Here is a 15,669-nt window from a genome sequence, read left to right as displayed (position 1 = left end):
AACTCCCGGCAGGGGTTTGGGTAGTACGGACGCACCGGAAAAGGAGGCCCGGCATGTCACCCGACACACCCGGCGGCCACGGTCCGCCCGGCCACACCACGCCCCTCGACGAGGGCGAGGCGGAGGACTTACTGCGCGGCATCTGCTTCAAAACGGGACCGCCGCACATCGTGGGAGTCGAGCTCGAATGGCTCCTGCACGATCGCGACCACCCACGAAGTCCCGTCCCGCACCACCGTCTCGAAGCGGCCGCAACCGCCGTCCGGGCGCTGCCCCTGAACGCCGCGGTCACCTTCGAACCCGGCGGCCAGCTGGAGCTCAGCTCGCGCCCCGCGGATTCCCTCATGGCGTGTGTCAACGACACCGCCGCCGACCTCATCGCCGTACGTGACGCGCTCGGCCGACTGGATCTCGCTCCGGTCGGAATCGGCGTCGATCCCTGGCAATCGCCCCGCAGGCTGCTGCGCGAACCCCGGTACGACGCCATGGAGGTCGCCCTCGACCGGTGGGGGCCGGCCGGCCGCGCCATGATGTGCACGACCGCGTCCGTCCAGGTGTGCCTGGACGCCGGGGAGGAGGAGCCCGGTCCGCTCGGGTACGGGCGGCGCTGGCAACTGGCCCATCTGCTGGGTGCGGTGCTGGTGGCGGTGTTCGCCAACTCGCCGTTCCGGCAGGGCATGCCGACGCCGTGGCGGTCGACGCGTCAGTCCCTGTGGACCGACCTCGACCCGCTGCGCACACTGGCCCCCGCCGGTCAGCTGCCGCCCCGCGACGCCTGGGCCTCGCACGTCCTCGACACCCCGGTCATGTGCATCCGTGGCGAAGCGGGGCCGTGGGCCGTGCCCGAGGGGCTCAGCTTCCGGGACTGGATCCGCAGCGGGGTGCCGCGGGGTCCGGTCCGGGCCGATCTCGACTACCACATCACCACGCTGTTCCCGCCGGTCCGGCCGCGCGGGCACCTGGAGCTGCGCATGATCGACGCGCAGTCGGGTGACGACGGGTGGCTGGTGCCGCTCGCGGTCACCACTGCCCTGTTCGACGACCCGGAGGCCGCCGAGACCGTGTACCGCACCGTCAAACCACTGGCCGAAACCGCGGGGCCGCTGGCCGCTCCGCGCAATCCGCTCTGGCTCCGAGCCGCCCGTGACGGACTGACCGATACCGAACTGCGGGTGGCGGCCGCCGCGTGCTTCGAGCTGGCCCTGGAGGCGCTGCCCCGGATGGGCGCGACGCGGGCGGTGCGGGACACGGTGGCGGGCTTCCACGACCGTTACGTCGCGCGGGGCCGGTGCCCTGCCGACGATCTCCGGGAGCTGTTCGCCCCCGACCGGGCGGACGGCCGGTACGACCCGAAGGGGACCCCCTCATGACCGACTCCCCCGCACCTTCGCCGAACAGGCCACGGAGTCCGGAGGCACAGGACGCCGAGGTGCTCCGTGAGCGCGCGGTCGCCGCACTCCTCACCGCACGCGAGCGCACCACACTCCTCACCGACAGCGTGGACGACCACGAACTCACCGCCCAGCACTCACCGTTGATGTCGCCGCTGGTCTGGGACCTCGCGCACATCGGCAACCAGGAAGAGCTGTGGCTGCTGCGCGGCGTCGCCGGGCGGGAGGCGATGCGCCCGGACATCGACGGACTGTACGACGCGTTCGAGCACCCACGCGCCACCCGCCCGTCCCTGCCGCTGCTGGCCCCCGCCGAGGCCCGGTCGTACGCCGCCGAGGTGCGCGGCCGGGCCTTGGACGTGCTCGGATCGACACCGCTCGGCGGCCGTCCCCTGGTGCAGGAAGGATTCGCCTTCGGGATGATCGCGCAACACGAACAGCAGCACGACGAGACCATGCTGATCACTCATCAGCTGCGTTCGGGGCCCGCCGCACTCAGCGCCCCCGAGCCGCCCCTGGCCACCGATGCGGCCTCGCTCGCGGCCGAAGTACTGGTTCCGGGCGGCCCGTTCACCATGGGTACCTCGACCGAACCCTGGGCGCTGGACAACGAACGCCCCGCGCACCGGCGCGAGCTGCCCGGGTTCCACATCGACACCGCCCCCGTGACATGCGGGGAGTACCGGGCGTTCATCGAGGACGGCGGCTACACCGAGCAGCGCTGGTGGGCACCCGAGGGATGGGCGATGGTCCGTGAACACGAGCTGACGGCACCGCTGTTCTGGCACCGGGACACCGGACAGTGGCTGCGCCGCCGCTTCGGCGTGACCGAGCCGGTACCGGCGGACGAACCGGTGCTGCACGTCAGCTGGTACGAGGCGGACGCGTACGCGCGCTGGGCCGGACGCCGGCTTCCCACCGAGGCGGAATGGGAGAAGGCGGCCCGCCACGACCCCGCATCCGGGCGATCCCTGCGCTATCCGTGGGGCGACGAGGACCCGACACCGGAGCACGCCAACCTGGGCCAGCGCCATCTGCGGCCCGCTCCCGCGGGGGCGTACGCCGCCGGGCGGTCGCCCTGCGGCGCCGGGCAGTTGATCGGTGACGTGTGGGAGTGGACGTCGAGCGACTTCCAGCCCTACCCGCGCTTCGCGCCGTTCCCGTACCGCGAGTACTCGGAGGTGTTCTTCGGCCCGGGGCACAAGGTACTGCGCGGCGGGTCGTTCGCGGTGGACGCGGTGGCCTGCCGGGGTACGTTCCGCAACTGGGACCTGCCGGTCCGGCGGCAGATCTTCTCGGGCTTCCGCACCGCGAGGGATGCCTGATGTGCCGTCATATCGCCTACTTGGGGCCGCCGGTTCCGCTGGGCGAGGTGCTGACGCGACCCGCGCACTCCTTGGTGCGCCAGTCCTGGGAGCCACGCCGGCAGCGGTACGGGACGGTCAACGCGGACGGCTTCGGCGTCGGCTGGTACGCGCCCGGGGACCCGGTCCCCGGACGTTACCGGCGGCAGGGACCCGTCTGGGGCGACCGGACGTTCACCGATCTGGCCAGGGTGGTGCGCAGCCATGCCCTGCTCGCCGCGGTCCGGGACGCCACGGAGGCCGATCCGGACGGCGAGGCCGCGGCAGCGCCCTTTGCCGAGGGCGGGCTGCTCTTCAGCCACAACGGCGCGGTGAAGGGCTGGCCCGGATCGATGGCGCCGCTCGCGGCGGCGCTCCCCGCATCCGAACTGCTCAGGCTCACCGCGCGCTGCGACTCGGCGCTGATCTGGGCCCTGGTGCAGCACCGGCTCGCGGCGGGCGACGCGCTCCCACAGGCCGTCACCGACACCGTGCTGGAGGTCGCCGAGGCGGCGCCCGCCTCCCGGCTCAACCTGCTGCTCACCGACGGCGGCACCATCGTGGCGACGGCCTGGGGCGACACCCTGTGGCAGCTGTCCGAACCCGGCCGGCACGTGGTCGTGGCCTCGGAGCCGTACGACGACGATCCGCGCTGGCGCGAGGTCCCCGACCGCACTCTGCTGACCGCGACCCGCGCCGAAGTCCTGCTGACCCCGCTCAAGGAGCCCACCGAGTGAGTCCCCTTCTGCTGACCCGCACCCTGCCGGTGGACGCGACGGACGCGGCGCTGCGCGCCGATGTCCTGCACGGCCTGACCCACCGCCCGAAGACGCTGCCGCCCAAGTGGTTCTACGACGCCCGCGGCAGTGAGCTGTTCGAGGAGATCACCCGGCTGCCCGAGTACTACCCCACACGTGCCGAGCGGGAGATCCTGATCGACCGGGCCGACGCGATCGCCGCCGCGTCCGGCGCCCGGACCCTGGTGGAACTGGGCTCGGGGTCCTCGGAGAAGACCCGGCATCTGCTGGACGCCCTGCCGGAGTTGCACACCTACGTGCCGGTCGACGTGAGCGAGAGCGCGCTGCGCGGGGCGGCCGAGGCGCTGCTGGAGGAGCGGCCCGGCCTGTCCGTGCACGCGCTCATCGCCGACTTCACGGGCGCGCTGTCGCTGCCCGGAACCCCGGGGCCTCGGCTGGTCGCGTTCCTGGGCGGCACCATCGGCAACCTGCTGCCGCAGGAGCGGGCCGCGTTCCTGGCGTCGGTACGGTCGCTGCTCTCCCCCGGTGACAGCCTGCTGCTCGGAACGGATCTGGTGAAGGACGAGGAGGTGCTGGTGGCCGCGTACGACGACGCCTCGGGGGTGACGGCGGCGTTCAACCGGAATGTGCTGTCGGTCGTCGACCGGGAGCTGGGCGCGGACTTCCAGCCTGCCGACTTCGAGCACGTGGCCCGGTGGAACCCCGAACAGGAGTGGATCGAGATGCGGCTGCGGGCCCGCCGGGATCTCATCGTGAAGATTCCGGAACTGGATCTGGTGGTGCCGTTCGAGGCCGGTGAGGAGCTGCGGACCGAGGTGTCCGCGAAGTTCCGCAAGGAGGGCGTACGGGACGAACTGGACCGGGCCGGACTACGCCTTGCTCAGTGGTGGACCGACTCGGCGGGCCGGTTCGCGCTGTCGCTGGCCACGGTGGACTGAGCCAGCCGGGCAAGCGCCCGTCGGCCGGGCAGGCTGCCCGCCGGGATCTGCGGCAGAACGCGGATCTCGGCGGTCAGCCCGGCCGACGTCACCACCCGCCAGAGCGAGGCGGTCAGCGGGTCGTCGCCGACGAACGCGGCGGCGCCTGCCGGGGCGAGGTTTCGCGGTGGACCACCGCGGTAGCGGATGCGTAGCGGCTGGACCGCGGCCCCGGCATCGATCGCGGCCTGGAACGCGGCGGGGCGGAACCGGCCGCCCGGCCCGCGCCCGCACCAGGTGCTGCCCTCCGGGAAGACCACGACCCGTGCCCCGTCCCGCAGCGCCGAGGCGACGGCGCGCACCGTGTCGGGCAGCGCGCGCAGCCGCTCACGCTCGACGAACAGGGTGCCGCCGAGCGCCGCGAGCGGACCGAGCAGCGGCCAGTGCCGGATGTCGCTCTTGGCCAGCATCCGGCCGGGGAACACAGCCGCGACCAGCGGGATGTCCAGCCACGAGACATGGTTCGCGACGACGAGCAAACCCTGAGCGCCGCCCTGCACGAGCGAGGCGCCGCCCCGCGCCGCCGAGAGGTCTCCCTGCGCGAGCGAGGCGCCGCCCCGCGCCGCCGAGAGGTCTCCCTGCGCGAGCGAGGGGCCGCCCCGCACGACCGGCGGGCCGAGGACCCGCACCCGCACCCCGAAGGCCCGCACCACCCCGTACGCCCAGCACCTGATCAGCCGCTCCCGCCGGGACCGGCCGAGCAGCGGTAGCGCGAGCGGGGCGCACAGCGCTCCGGTGAGGGTCAGTGCGCATCCGGCCAGGAGCAGGGCCGCCGCCGGGACCGGGTGCCTGGCCGGCCCCAGGTGGCCTGCGCAGGTGGACGGGGTGCAGGGTGAGGCGGGCAGCCAGTGACTCACTGCTGCGGGGCGAGCGAGAGGAAGTGGCGCAGATAGCGCGGGTCGGTGCCGCGCAGCGACAGCAGGACGTACAGATCGGCGACGTTGAAATCGGGGTCGTGGGCGGGTGCCCCGCAGATCCGGGCGCCGAGGCGCAGATAGCCGCGCAGCAGGGCCGGGAGCGAGGAGAGCCCGCCGGGGCCGCCCGGGAACGGGGTCGGAGGCTGCCAGAGGCGGTGCGGGGAGACCCAGTAGTCCTCGGGCGCCAGGTGCTTGTTCCGCACCGTCTCCCAGGCGCGGGCCGCTGCCGCGCCACCGTCGGTGAGGGGGATCGAGCAGCAGCCGGCCAGCCAGTTGTGTCCGCCGCGTTCCATGTAGCGGGCCAGACCGGCCCAGATCAGGGCGATGACCGCGCCGTCGCGGTGGGCCGGGTGGACGCAGGAGCGGCCGACCTCGACCAGGTCGTCGCGGATCGGGGCGAGCCGGGAGAGGTCGAACTCGCCCTCGGCGTAGAGGCGTCCGGCGATCCGGGCTCGCTCGGGCGGCAGGAGGCGGTAGGTGGCGACGATGTCGCCGGTGGCCACCTCCCGGACGAGGAGGTGGTCGCAGTACGCGTCGAACGCGTCGCTGTCCAGACCCGGTTCGGGCCCCTCCAGCCGGGCGCCGAACTCGGCGGCGAAGACCTGGTGGCGTAGGCGCTGGGCGGCGCGTATCTCCGCCTGGTCCACGGCGAGGGAGACGCGGTAGCGCGGCGGGGCGGACGGCCGTGCCGACTTCCGCACCGCGGCGGGCGGGGCGGCGGTGAGGGGGACGGCGGTGGAAGCGGTGGGCAGCGCATGCATGACGGTCTCCGGGGACGGGTCGGCAAGGGCGGCTGCCGGGCCGCCGCAGTGGTGCGGCGGCCCGGCTCCTTACTTCTTCCGTGACCGGCTGGATTCGACGTGTCCGCCATGGAGAGCCGGGATGTGCGACGGCTGAATCCCACGGTGCGCACGGGCTCGCGTGCTCCGTGGGACTGCCCGGTCAGCTACCCGCGAGCGCTGCCGTGATCTTCTCCGAGGCGGTCTTCGCCGCCTTCGCCGGGTCCTCGCCCTGCAGGACCGCCGTCATGTACAGCTTGATCGGGTTGTCGGCCTCCACCGCCGCCCACTGAGGCGAGTTGGGGGTGGCGTGGCCTTCGGCGGCGCCCTCGGCCATCACGGCGGTGCTCTCCTCGCCCTCGATGACATGGGCCAGAGTGGTCTTGTTGGGCACGTAGCTCATGGTCTTGGCCAGCACCTCCTGCCACTTCGCGCCGGCCAGCTCCTTGATCACGGCGATTCCGGCGCTCCGCTGATGCGCCTTCTCCGGAACGATCAAATCGGATCCGCCGGTGAATACGGAACCGGGAGCCTTCGAGGTCTTGCCCGGGATCGGGAAGTAGCCGAGTTTCCCCTTGAGTTCGGGATTCGCCTTCTCGATCAGCGTCGCGGTGCTGGGGGTTGAAATGATCTGTGCGACGTTCCCCTCGGCGAACACATCGCCCTGCGGGGGCTTTTCCTCATCCGCGTTCTTGGGCCCAGCGCCCAGCGCCTGGAGCTCCTGGTAGAACTCCATGCCCTTGAGGGCGGCGGGGGTGTTGAGGGTGCCCTGCCAGTCGCCGCCCTTCTCGCTGGCGAGTTCACCGCCCTCGTCCCAGATGAACCCGGAAAGTACGTACCAGTTCTGGCCAGGCAGGTACATGCCCTGAATGCCGTCGCGGTTCAGCTTCTTGCTGTCCGCGATCCACTGCTCGCGGGTCTTCGGCGGGGATGTGATGCCCGCCTGCTCGAAGAGGTCCTTGTTGTAGATCACTACGCGGTTGGCCGCGTACCAGGGGATTCCGTACTGTACGCCCCCGATGCTGCCGGGTTCGGCGAGACCGGGCAGCCAGTCCTCGCTGCCGAGGTCACGCATCGACTCCAGGGTCAGATCACGCAGACCGCCGCTCTCCGCGTACTGGGCGACCTGGGTGTTCCCGACCTCGATGACGTCCGGGGTGTCCTTTCCGCCCAGGGCGTCGATGACCTTCGGCCCGATGCCGCTCCAGCTCTGGATCTTGAACTCCAGCTCAATCGACGAGTGCTCCTCTTCGTACGACTTCTTGAAAGTTTCCAGGAAGTCGGGGGTAACACTGTCCTTCATCAGCCAGATCGTGACTTTCTTGCTGCCTGAGCCGCCCGAACCCGGGATCAAACCGCACCCACCCAGCGCGGCAACGGATATCAGGGCAACAGCTCCTACGAGCATGCGGTTCTTCACGGGGTCACCTTCTGCGAAACAGCACGACAAACTCATGACCCGGTGTGGGGGACTGCGGGCTGCGCTCGCACGGGCGTGGCTGGATTTTGGTATGGACCAATAGTTTGGTCAAGGCCGGTTCCGGACACGCAACCACAATGTGAACTCTCGCGAACCCCACAAAGGTGGGGCACCTTGGTAGAGACGAGAGGAGACAAATCATGTCACATCACACGTATCGCGTCACTGAGATCGTAGGAACCTCCCATGAGGGCACTGATGCGGCGATCCGCAACGGGGTCGCGAAAGCATCGGAAACGTTGCACAATCTCGACTGGTTCGAGATCACCGAGGTGCGCGGCCAGATCAAGGATGGCCAGATCGAGCACTACCAGGTCAGCCTGAAAGTCGGCTTCCGGCTCGACGAAAAGGGCTGAGGGACCCGGCCGGGTCAGGTACGCCCTTCCCGCTCCTGCGCCTCCTTCAGCACGGGCGACACCTGCGTCCAGCGGGCGCCGCACGGTGAATCCGGCCGGCTCCGCCGCGTCGCAGACCAGTTCGTCGTCGTCGACCAGCATCCCCACCTCACACGCCCGGCCCAGCCGCTCAAGGATCCCCGGCTCGGTCCGGCGGGCCGCCCGGCGGTAGCCGTCGCACCGCATGTGCAGGCGCCCGTCGGGCCGGCCGGCCGGGCCACCACGTCCTTGCGGCAGCGTTCCGGCCGGGCGTCGTCGCTCACGGGGCCGGCAGACCGAGGCGGCGCGGCCTTCGACGACCCGGCGCGGTGCGGACGGCTCAACCAATCGGCCCGATCCGGACGGAAGGCACTAAAATCGGACTGTTCGCCCCGGCCGGCCCGCCCCGAACCGTATGGAGTCCCCGCCCCCATGCCCACCCCCCACGATCCGTACGTCAGGGTCCGCGGCGCCCGCGAGCACAATCTCCAGGACGTCCACGTCGACATCCCGCGCGACACCCTCACCGTCTTCACCGGTGTCTCCGGCTCCGGGAAGTCCTCGCTGGCCTTCGGGACGATCTACGCGGAGGCCCAGCGCCGCTATTTCGAGTCCGTCGCACCGTACGCCCGGCGGCTGATTCATCAGGTCGGCGCACCCGCGGTGGGTGAGATCACCGGGCTGCCGCCGGCCGTCTCACTGGAGCAGCGCAGGTCGGCGCCGGGCGCCCGGTCCTCCGTCGGTACGGTGACCACGTTGTCCAACTCCCTGCGCATGCTGTTCTCCCGGGCCGGAACGTATCCGGCGGGCGCCGAGCGGCTGGACTCCGACGCGTTCTCGCCGAACACCGCCGCGGGGGCCTGTCCGCGGTGCCACGGCCTCGGCCGGGTCCACCGCACCACCGAGGAGTTGCTGGTCCCCGATCCCTCGCTGTCGATCAGGGGCGGCGCGATCGCTGCCTGGCCGGGGGCGTGGCAGGGCAAGAACCTGCGCGATGTGCTGGACGCCCTGGGGTACGACGTCGAACGGCCGTGGCACGAGCTCGACCCGGCCGACCGGGAGTGGATCCTGTTCACCGACGAGCAGCCGGTGGTGACCGTCCATCCCGTGCGCGATGCGGGCCGGATCCAACGCCCGTACCAGGGCACGTACATGAGCGCGCGTCGCTATGTGATGCATACGTTCGCCGACTCCCGGAGCCGGGCCCTGCGGGCTAAGGCCGAGCGCTTCCTGACCAGTGAGCCGTGTCCGGTCTGTGGCGGCGCGCGGCTGCGGCCGGAGGCCATGGCGGTCACCTTCGCCGGCCGTACGATCGCGGAGCTGGCGGGACTCCCGCTGACCGGGCTCGCCGAGGTGCTGGCGGCGGCCGGTGGCGGCGGCACCGCCCGGGTGCTGACGGCCGATCTGCTGGCCCGGATCGAGCCGGTCGCCGAACTCGGTCTCGGCTACCTCAGCCTGGACCGCACGGCTCCGACGCTCTCTTCCGGTGAGCTCCAACGGCTGCGACTGGCCACGCAGTTGCGTTCCGGGCTCTTCGGCGTCGTCTACGTCCTGGACGAGCCGTCCGCCGGTCTGCACCCGGCGGACACCGAGTCGCTGCTCGCGGTGCTGGGGCGGCTGAAGGAGGCCGGGAACACGGTGTTCGTCGTGGAGCACCAACTGGATGTGGTGCGGCAGGCCGACTGGCTCGTCGATGTGGGGCCATTGGCCGGTGAGCACGGCGGTCGGGTACTGCACAGCGGCCCGCCGGCCGGGCTCGCCGACGTCGCGGAGTCGGCGACGCGGCGCTTCCTCTTCGACGCTGCACCCGTCCCGGTGCGCGAGGTGCGCGCGCCCTCCGGGTGGCTGCGGCTGCACGGGGTCGAGCGCCACAATGTGCACGGCGTGGACGCCGCGTTCCCGCTCGGGGTGTTCACCGCCGTCACGGGGGTCTCGGGCTCGGGCAAGTCGACGCTGGTGGGGCAGGTGCTGGCGGATGTCCTGGCCGACCGGCGGTCCCCGGCCGATGCCGGACAGCCGCAGGAGCGGCCCGCACCCGGGTGCGCCTGGGCCGAGGGGCTGGAGGCGGTGGACCGCCTCGTCCAGGTCGATCAGAAGCCCATCGGCCGCACTCCGCGTTCCAACCTGGCCACGTACACCGGGCTCTTCGACGTCGTGCGCAAGCTGTTCGCCGGTACCGGTACGGCAGTTGAGCGCGGTTACCGGGCCGGGCGGTTCTCCTTCAACGTGGCGGGCGGCCGGTGCGAGACCTGCCAGGGCGAGGGGTTCGTGTCCGTGGAGCTGCTCTTCCTGCCCAGCACGTATGCGCCCTGCCCGGACTGCCACGGCGCGCGGTACAACCCGGAGACTCTCGAAGTGACCCTGCGCGGGCTGAACATCGCCCAGGTACTGGACCTGACGGTGGAGTCGGCTGCCGGTTTCTTCGCCGGCACCCCGGCCGCCGAACGCAGTCTGCGGACCCTGCTCGATGTGGGGCTCGGCTACCTGCGGCTCGGTCAGCCGGCGACGGAGCTGTCCGGTGGCGAGGCGCAGCGGATCAAGCTGGCCGCGGAGCTTCAGCGCGCCCGCCGGGGCCACACCCTCTATCTGCTCGACGAGCCGACGACGGGGCTGCATCCGGCCGATGTCGAGGTGCTGATGCGGCAGTTGCACGGGCTGGTCGACGCCGGCAGCAGCGTGGTGGTCGTCGAGCACGACATGGCCGTGGTCGCGGGTGCCGACTGGGTGATCGACCTCGGGCCGGGTGGCGGCGACCGGGGCGGCCGGATCGTGGCGACGGGCCCGCCCGTGGACGTGGCCCGGTCGGAGGCCGGCAGGACGGCGGCGTACCTCCGGGCCTCGCTCCACCTCGGCTGACCGCTTCTTCATACCCAACTCCCCCTTTTGTCTTGGGCGTTGCCCGTTCGGGCAAGCAAAGAGGAATGAAACAGTAAAGAACATTGACAGTCAGTTGGTCCAGACCAATTATGGGCATGCCTCACGGCCTCTCCTCACCGTGCGGCACGTGACCCCCGGCCGGGAATCACAGGAACGGGCCGCGCCCTCGACGGGCGCGGCAGAGCCGTGCGATCCGCCCGTTGTCTCACTCCGCTGGGAGCTACCCCATGAGACGTCCAAGAACAGTCGCCACCGTCCTGAGCGCTCTGGCCACGGCCGTCGCGTCCGCAGGTCTGGTCCTCGGATCAGGCGCCGGCGCGCAGGCCGCCGCAACCGCCGCCACTCCCCTGCCCGCGCATGTCTTCGCCCCGTACTTCGAGGCCTACAACGGGGACAGCCCGGCCGCGCTCGCGCAGGCGTCCGGTGTCAAGTACCTGACCATGGCCTTCGTCCAGACCGAGGCCCGCGGTTCCTGTACCCCGTACTGGAACGGCGATTCGAGCACTCCCATCGCCCGGTCCGAGTACGGCGCGGACTTCACGACCATCCGGTCGCGCGGCGGCGATGTGATTCCGTCGTTCGGCGGGTACGCGGCCGACAACGGCGGCACCGAGATCGCCGACAGCTGCACGAAGGTCGACTCCATCGCCGCGGCGTACGAGAAGGTCATCACGACCTACGACGTGTCCCGCCTCGACATGGACATCGAGGACAACTCGCTGGAGAACAGCGCCGGAATCGACCGCCGCAACAAGGCGATCAAGAAGGTGCAGGACTGGGCCGCCGCCAACGGCCGCTCGGTGCAGATCTCGTACACCCTGCCCACCACGACCAGTGGTCTCGCCGCCAGCGGGCTCGCCGTGCTCAAGAACGCGGTGGCCAACGGCGCCCAGGTCGACGTCGTGAACCTCATGACGTTCGACTACTACGACGGTGCCTCGCACAACATGGCGCAGGACACCCAGACCTCGATCACCGGTCTGAAGGGCCAGCTGGCCAAGCTCTACCCGTCGAAGACCGACGCGCAGCTGTGGGGCATGACCGGCATCATCGAGATGCCGGGCATCGACGACTACGGCCCCGCCGAGACGTTCACCACGGCCAACGCCACCACGGTCTACGACTGGGCCGTCTCCAAGGGCGTCAGCACCCTGTCGTTCTGGGCACTGCAGCGCGACAACGGCGGCTGCCCCGGCACCGGTGGCAGCGACACCTGCTCCGGGATCGCGCAGGACACGTGGTATTTCAGCCACACGTTCGCGCCCTTCACCACCGGTGGCACGGACCCGGTGACGGACGACTACTCGGTGGCCGTCGCCCCCGGTTCGGCGACGGTCGCCCCCGGCGGAACGGCCAAGGCGACCGTGAGCACCGCGGTCACCTCCGGCAGCGCCAAGACCGTCGCGCTGACGGCGAGCGGCGCGCCGGCCGGTGTGACGGCGGCGCTCAGCCCGGCCTCGGTCACCGCGGGCGGCACGTCGACGCTGACGGTCAACGCCTCGGCATCGGCGGCGCCCGGCACGTACAAGATCAATGTGACCGGTGCGGCGGGCACGCTCAGCCACGCGGCAACCTTCACGCTCACGGTCTCCGGTCCGGGCGGCGGCACCGGAGCGCTGGTGAACGGCGACTTCGAGACGGGTTCGCTCGGCCCCTGGACCTGTGAGTCCGGCGGCTCGGTCGTCTCCACCCCGGTGCACGGCGGTACGCACGCGCTCGCCGTGGCGGCCACCTCGTCGCAGACCGGCGAGTGCACGCAGACGCTCACCCTGTCCCCCAACACCAAGTACACGCTCAGCGGTTGGGTGCAGGGCAACTACGGCTACCTCGGTGTCCGGGGCGGTGCGACGGCGAATACCTGGGGCTCCTCCAGCGGTTACGCCAAGCAGTCGGTGTCCTTCACCACCGGGTCCAGCGGTGCGGTGACGGTCTATCTGCACGGCTGGTACGGGCAGGGCACGGTCTACGGTGACGATCTCTCCGTAACGTCCTGACCTGCCGGGACAGCTGAGTCCCCGGTCCCGGAGGTGGGCGGCCTCCGGGGCCGGGGGCTCTGCGGCGCACCTCGCACGATCCGGCTCAGCGCCGCACCTTGCGAGTCGCCCGCAGCCACTCCTTGTTCATCGCGGAGATCGACGGCAGCGGGATTCCCTTCGGGCAGGCGGTGGCGCACTCCCCCGTGAGCGTGCAGCCGCCGAAGCCCTCACTGTCCATCTGCCCCACCATGTCCAGGACCCTGGTCTCGCGCTCGGGGGCGCCCTGCGGCAGGACGTTCAGATGGTTGACCTTCGCCGAAGTGAACAGCATCGCCGAGCCGTTGGGGCACGCCGCGACGCAGGCACCGCAGCCGATGCACTCGGCGTGCTCGAAGGCGAAGTCGGCATCGGGCTTGGGCACGGGGGTGGCGTGCGCGTCCGGTGCCGTTCCGGTCGGGGCGGAGATGTAGCCGCCGGCCTGGATGATCCGGTCGAAGGCGGAGCGGTCCACGACCAGGTCCTTGACGACCGGGAAGGCCGAGGCCCGCCAGGGCTCGATGTCGATGGTGTCGCCGTCCTCGAAGGACCGCATGTGGAGCTGGCACGTGGTGGTGCGCTCCGGACCGTGGGCGTCGCCGTTGATGACCAGGCTGCACGCACCGCAGATGCCCTCGCGGCAGTCGTGGTCGAAGGCGACGGGGTCGTCGCCGGCCAGGGTGAGTTCCTCGTTGAGGGTGTCGAGCATCTCCAGGAACGACATGTCCTGCGAGATGCCCTCCACCTGGTAGGTGGACATGGCGCCGGGGGCGTCGGCGTTCTTCTGGCGCCAGACGCGCAGGGTGAGCTTCATGCGTAGCTCCGCTGAGTGGGGTGGACGTACTCGAAGACGAGGTCTTCCTTGTGCAGGACGGGCGTGTCGCCGGTGGCGGTGAACTCCCAGGCCGCGGCGTAGGAGAACTCCTCGTCGCGCCGGGCGGCCTCGCCGTCCGGGGTCTGCGACTCCTCGCGGAAGTGGCCTCCGCAGGACTCCGCCCGGTGCAGTGCGTCGAGGCACATCAGCTCGGCGAGTTCCAGGTAGTCGACGATGCGGTTGGCCTTCTCCAGCGACTGGTTGAACTCCTCGCCGGTGCCGGGGACCTTGATGCGGCGCCAGAACTCCTCGCGGATCTGCGGGATCCGGTCGAGCGCCTTGCGCAGCCCGTCCTCGGTGCGGGCCATGCCGCAGTACTCCCACATGAGTTCGCCGATCTCCCGGTGGAAGGAGTCGGGGGTCCGGTCGCCGTCGACGGCGAGCAGCAGGTTGAGCCGGTCCTCGGTCTCGGCGACGGCCTCCTCCACCTCGGGATGGGAGGCGTCGACAGGTTCCTGGTGCGGGTTGCGGGCCAGGTAGTCGTTGATGGTGGACGGCAGGACGAAGTAGCCGTCGGCGAGGCCCTGCATCAGCGCGGAGGCGCCGAGCCGGTTGGCCCCGTGGTCGGAGAAGTTGGCCTCGCCGATCGCGAACAGGCCGGGAACGGTGGTCTGGAGGTCGTAGTCGACCCAGAGTCCGCCCATCGTGTAGTGCACGGCGGGGTAGATCCGCATCGGTGTCTCGTACGGGTTCTCCGCGGTGATCTGCGCGTACATGTCGAAGAGGTTGCCGTACTTCTCCTCGACCTTCGCGCGGCCCATCCGCTGGATGGCCTCGGCGAAGTCCAGGTAGACGCCCTGGCCGCCGGGACCGACACCGCGGCCCTCGTCGCAGACGTTCTTCGCGGCGCGGGAGGCGATGTCGCGGGGCACGAGGTTCCCGAACGCGGGGTAGATGCGCTCCAGGTAGTAGTCGCGCTCGTCCTCGGGGATCTCGTTCGCGGGGCGGGTGTCGCCCTTGGCCTTCGGCACCCAGATGCGGCCGTCGTTGCGCAGCGACTCACTCATCAGCGTCAGCTTGGACTGGTGCTCGCCGGTGCGCGGGATGCAGGTGGGGTGGATCTGGGTGAAGCACGGGTTGGCGAAGTACGCGCCGCGCCGGTGGGCGCGCCAGATAGCGGTGGCGTTGGAGTTCATGGCGTTGGTCGACAGGTAGAAGACGTTGCCGTAGCCGCCGCTGGCCAGCACGACCGCGTCGGCGAAGTACGTGTCGATCCTCCCCGTGACCAGGTCGCGGGCGACGATGCCGCGGGCCTTTCCGTCGACGACGATCAGGTCGAGCATCTCCGTACGGGAGTGCAGTTCGACGTTGCCCGCGGCGATCTGCCGGGACAGCGCTTGGTACGCGCCGAGGAGGAGTTGCTGCCCCGTCTGGCCGCGGGCGTAGAAGGTGCGGGAGACCTGGACGCCGCCGAAGGAGCGGTTGTCGAGGAGGCCGCCGTACTCACGGGCGAAGGGGACGCCCTGTGCCACGCACTGGTCGATGATCTCGACGGAGATCTGGGCGAGCCGGTGCACGTTGGACTCGCGGGCGCGGAAGTCGCCGCCCTTGACGGTGTCGTAGAAGAGCCGGTGGACCGAGTCGCCGTCGTTGCGGTAGTTCTTCGCCGCGTTGATACCGCCCTGGGCGGCGACCGAGTGCGCCCGGCGGGGCGAGTCCTGGAAGCAGAACTGGACGACGTGGTAGCCCTGTTCGGCCAGCGTGGCACCGGCCGAACCGCCGGCCAGGCCGGTACCGACGACGATGACGGTGTGCTTGCGGCGGTTGGCCGGGTTGACGAGTTTCGCCTCGAAGCGGCGGGTGTCCCAGCGTTCGGCGACGGGTCCCCCGGGAGCGCGGGTGTCGGCGAGGGGCTCGCCGGTCGCGTAGTCCGTGTAGTCGTTCATG

The 15,669-nt window shown here is 70.9% G+C and carries 12 protein-coding genes and 1 pseudogene; 7 read left to right on the top strand and 6 right to left on the bottom strand.

Features of this window, described 5'->3' with window-relative positions; genetic code table 11:
- The first annotated feature begins 53 nt into the window (after positions 1-53).
- The 4 genes from egtA to egtD are packed head-to-tail and all read left to right on the top strand — an operon-like array spanning position 54 to position 4,430.
- On the top strand, positions 54-1,370 hold the full coding sequence (gene egtA, locus FHX80_RS29390) for an ergothioneine biosynthesis glutamate--cysteine ligase EgtA (protein ID WP_145766961.1): 1,317 nt from the start codon (positions 54-56) through the stop codon (positions 1,368-1,370).
- Positions 1,367-2,716, top strand: a complete 1,350-nt coding sequence (egtB, locus tag FHX80_RS29385) for an ergothioneine biosynthesis protein EgtB (RefSeq protein ID WP_145766960.1) — start codon at positions 1,367-1,369, stop codon at positions 2,714-2,716. The genes egtA and egtB overlap by 4 nt, the downstream gene beginning before the upstream one ends.
- The gene (gene egtC / locus FHX80_RS29380) at positions 2,716-3,471 is read left to right on the top strand and encodes an ergothioneine biosynthesis protein EgtC (protein ID WP_145766959.1); all 756 of its coding nucleotides are present in this window, start codon (positions 2,716-2,718) and stop codon (positions 3,469-3,471) included. The genes egtB and egtC overlap by 1 nt, the downstream gene beginning before the upstream one ends.
- On the top strand, positions 3,468-4,430 hold the full coding sequence (gene egtD / locus FHX80_RS29375) for an L-histidine N(alpha)-methyltransferase (RefSeq protein WP_145766958.1): 963 nt from the start codon (positions 3,468-3,470) through the stop codon (positions 4,428-4,430). Before egtC ends, egtD begins: the two co-directional genes overlap by 4 nt.
- Here egtD and FHX80_RS29370 read toward each other — a convergent pair.
- The 3 genes from FHX80_RS29370 to FHX80_RS29360 form a co-directional block, all read right to left on the bottom strand.
- Positions 4,373-5,326 (bottom strand): lysophospholipid acyltransferase family protein, encoded by a 954-nt coding sequence (locus FHX80_RS29370; protein WP_145766957.1) that lies wholly within the window; start codon positions 5,324-5,326, stop codon positions 4,373-4,375. The two genes, egtD and FHX80_RS29370, sit on opposite strands and share 58 nt — an antisense overlap.
- Positions 5,323-6,147 carry a GNAT family N-acetyltransferase gene (locus FHX80_RS29365; RefSeq protein ID WP_145766956.1) on the bottom strand — a complete coding sequence of 275 codons (825 nt, stop codon included), beginning with the start codon at positions 6,145-6,147 and terminating at the stop codon, positions 5,323-5,325. The genes FHX80_RS29370 and FHX80_RS29365 overlap by 4 nt, the downstream gene beginning before the upstream one ends.
- Positions 6,148-6,328: 181 nt before the next feature.
- The gene (locus tag FHX80_RS29360; protein WP_145766955.1) at positions 6,329-7,585 is read right to left on the bottom strand and encodes an extracellular solute-binding protein; all 1,257 of its coding nucleotides are present in this window, start codon (positions 7,583-7,585) and stop codon (positions 6,329-6,331) included.
- A 200-nt stretch (positions 7,586-7,785) separates the two neighbouring features.
- Between FHX80_RS29360 and FHX80_RS29355 the strand changes: the two genes are divergently transcribed.
- The gene (locus FHX80_RS29355; RefSeq protein WP_145766954.1) at positions 7,786-8,001 is read left to right on the top strand and encodes a dodecin; all 216 of its coding nucleotides are present in this window, start codon (positions 7,786-7,788) and stop codon (positions 7,999-8,001) included.
- A 14-nt stretch (positions 8,002-8,015) separates the two neighbouring features.
- On the opposite strand, the pseudogene FHX80_RS36100 reads toward FHX80_RS29355, so the two are convergent.
- Positions 8,016-8,288 (bottom strand): annotated as a pseudogene (locus FHX80_RS36100) (HAD family hydrolase); the annotation flags it as partial.
- Positions 8,289-8,451: 163 nt separating this feature from the next.
- On the opposite strand from FHX80_RS36100, the gene FHX80_RS29345 reads away from it, so the two are divergent.
- Both FHX80_RS29345 and FHX80_RS29340 read left to right on the top strand, forming a co-directional pair.
- Positions 8,452-10,875, top strand: coding sequence for an excinuclease ABC subunit UvrA (locus FHX80_RS29345; protein WP_145766953.1), 2,424 nt, complete (start codon positions 8,452-8,454; stop codon positions 10,873-10,875).
- 248 nt (positions 10,876-11,123) lie between these two features.
- Positions 11,124-12,890 (top strand): glycosyl hydrolase family 18 protein, encoded by a 1,767-nt coding sequence (locus tag FHX80_RS29340; protein WP_244318492.1) that lies wholly within the window; start codon positions 11,124-11,126, stop codon positions 12,888-12,890.
- A gap of 85 nt (positions 12,891-12,975) precedes the next feature.
- On the opposite strand, the gene FHX80_RS29335 is transcribed toward FHX80_RS29340, so the two are convergent.
- Both FHX80_RS29335 and FHX80_RS29330 read right to left on the bottom strand, forming a co-directional pair.
- Positions 12,976-13,722, bottom strand: coding sequence for a succinate dehydrogenase/fumarate reductase iron-sulfur subunit (locus FHX80_RS29335; RefSeq protein ID WP_145766952.1), 747 nt, complete (start codon positions 13,720-13,722; stop codon positions 12,976-12,978).
- Positions 13,719-15,668 carry a fumarate reductase/succinate dehydrogenase flavoprotein subunit gene (locus FHX80_RS29330; protein ID WP_145766951.1) on the bottom strand — a complete coding sequence of 650 codons (1,950 nt, stop codon included), beginning with the start codon at positions 15,666-15,668 and terminating at the stop codon, positions 13,719-13,721. The genes FHX80_RS29335 and FHX80_RS29330 overlap by 4 nt, the downstream gene beginning before the upstream one ends.
- Position 15,669: the final 1 nt, after the last annotated feature.

Origin of the sequence: Streptomyces brevispora (genome assembly GCF_007829885.1) — a bacterium.
GTDB lineage: Bacteria > Actinomycetota > Actinomycetes > Streptomycetales > Streptomycetaceae > Streptomyces > Streptomyces brevispora.
Note: the sequence above shows the minus strand (reverse complement) of the source record. Positions and strands in the feature narration are given on the sequence as shown.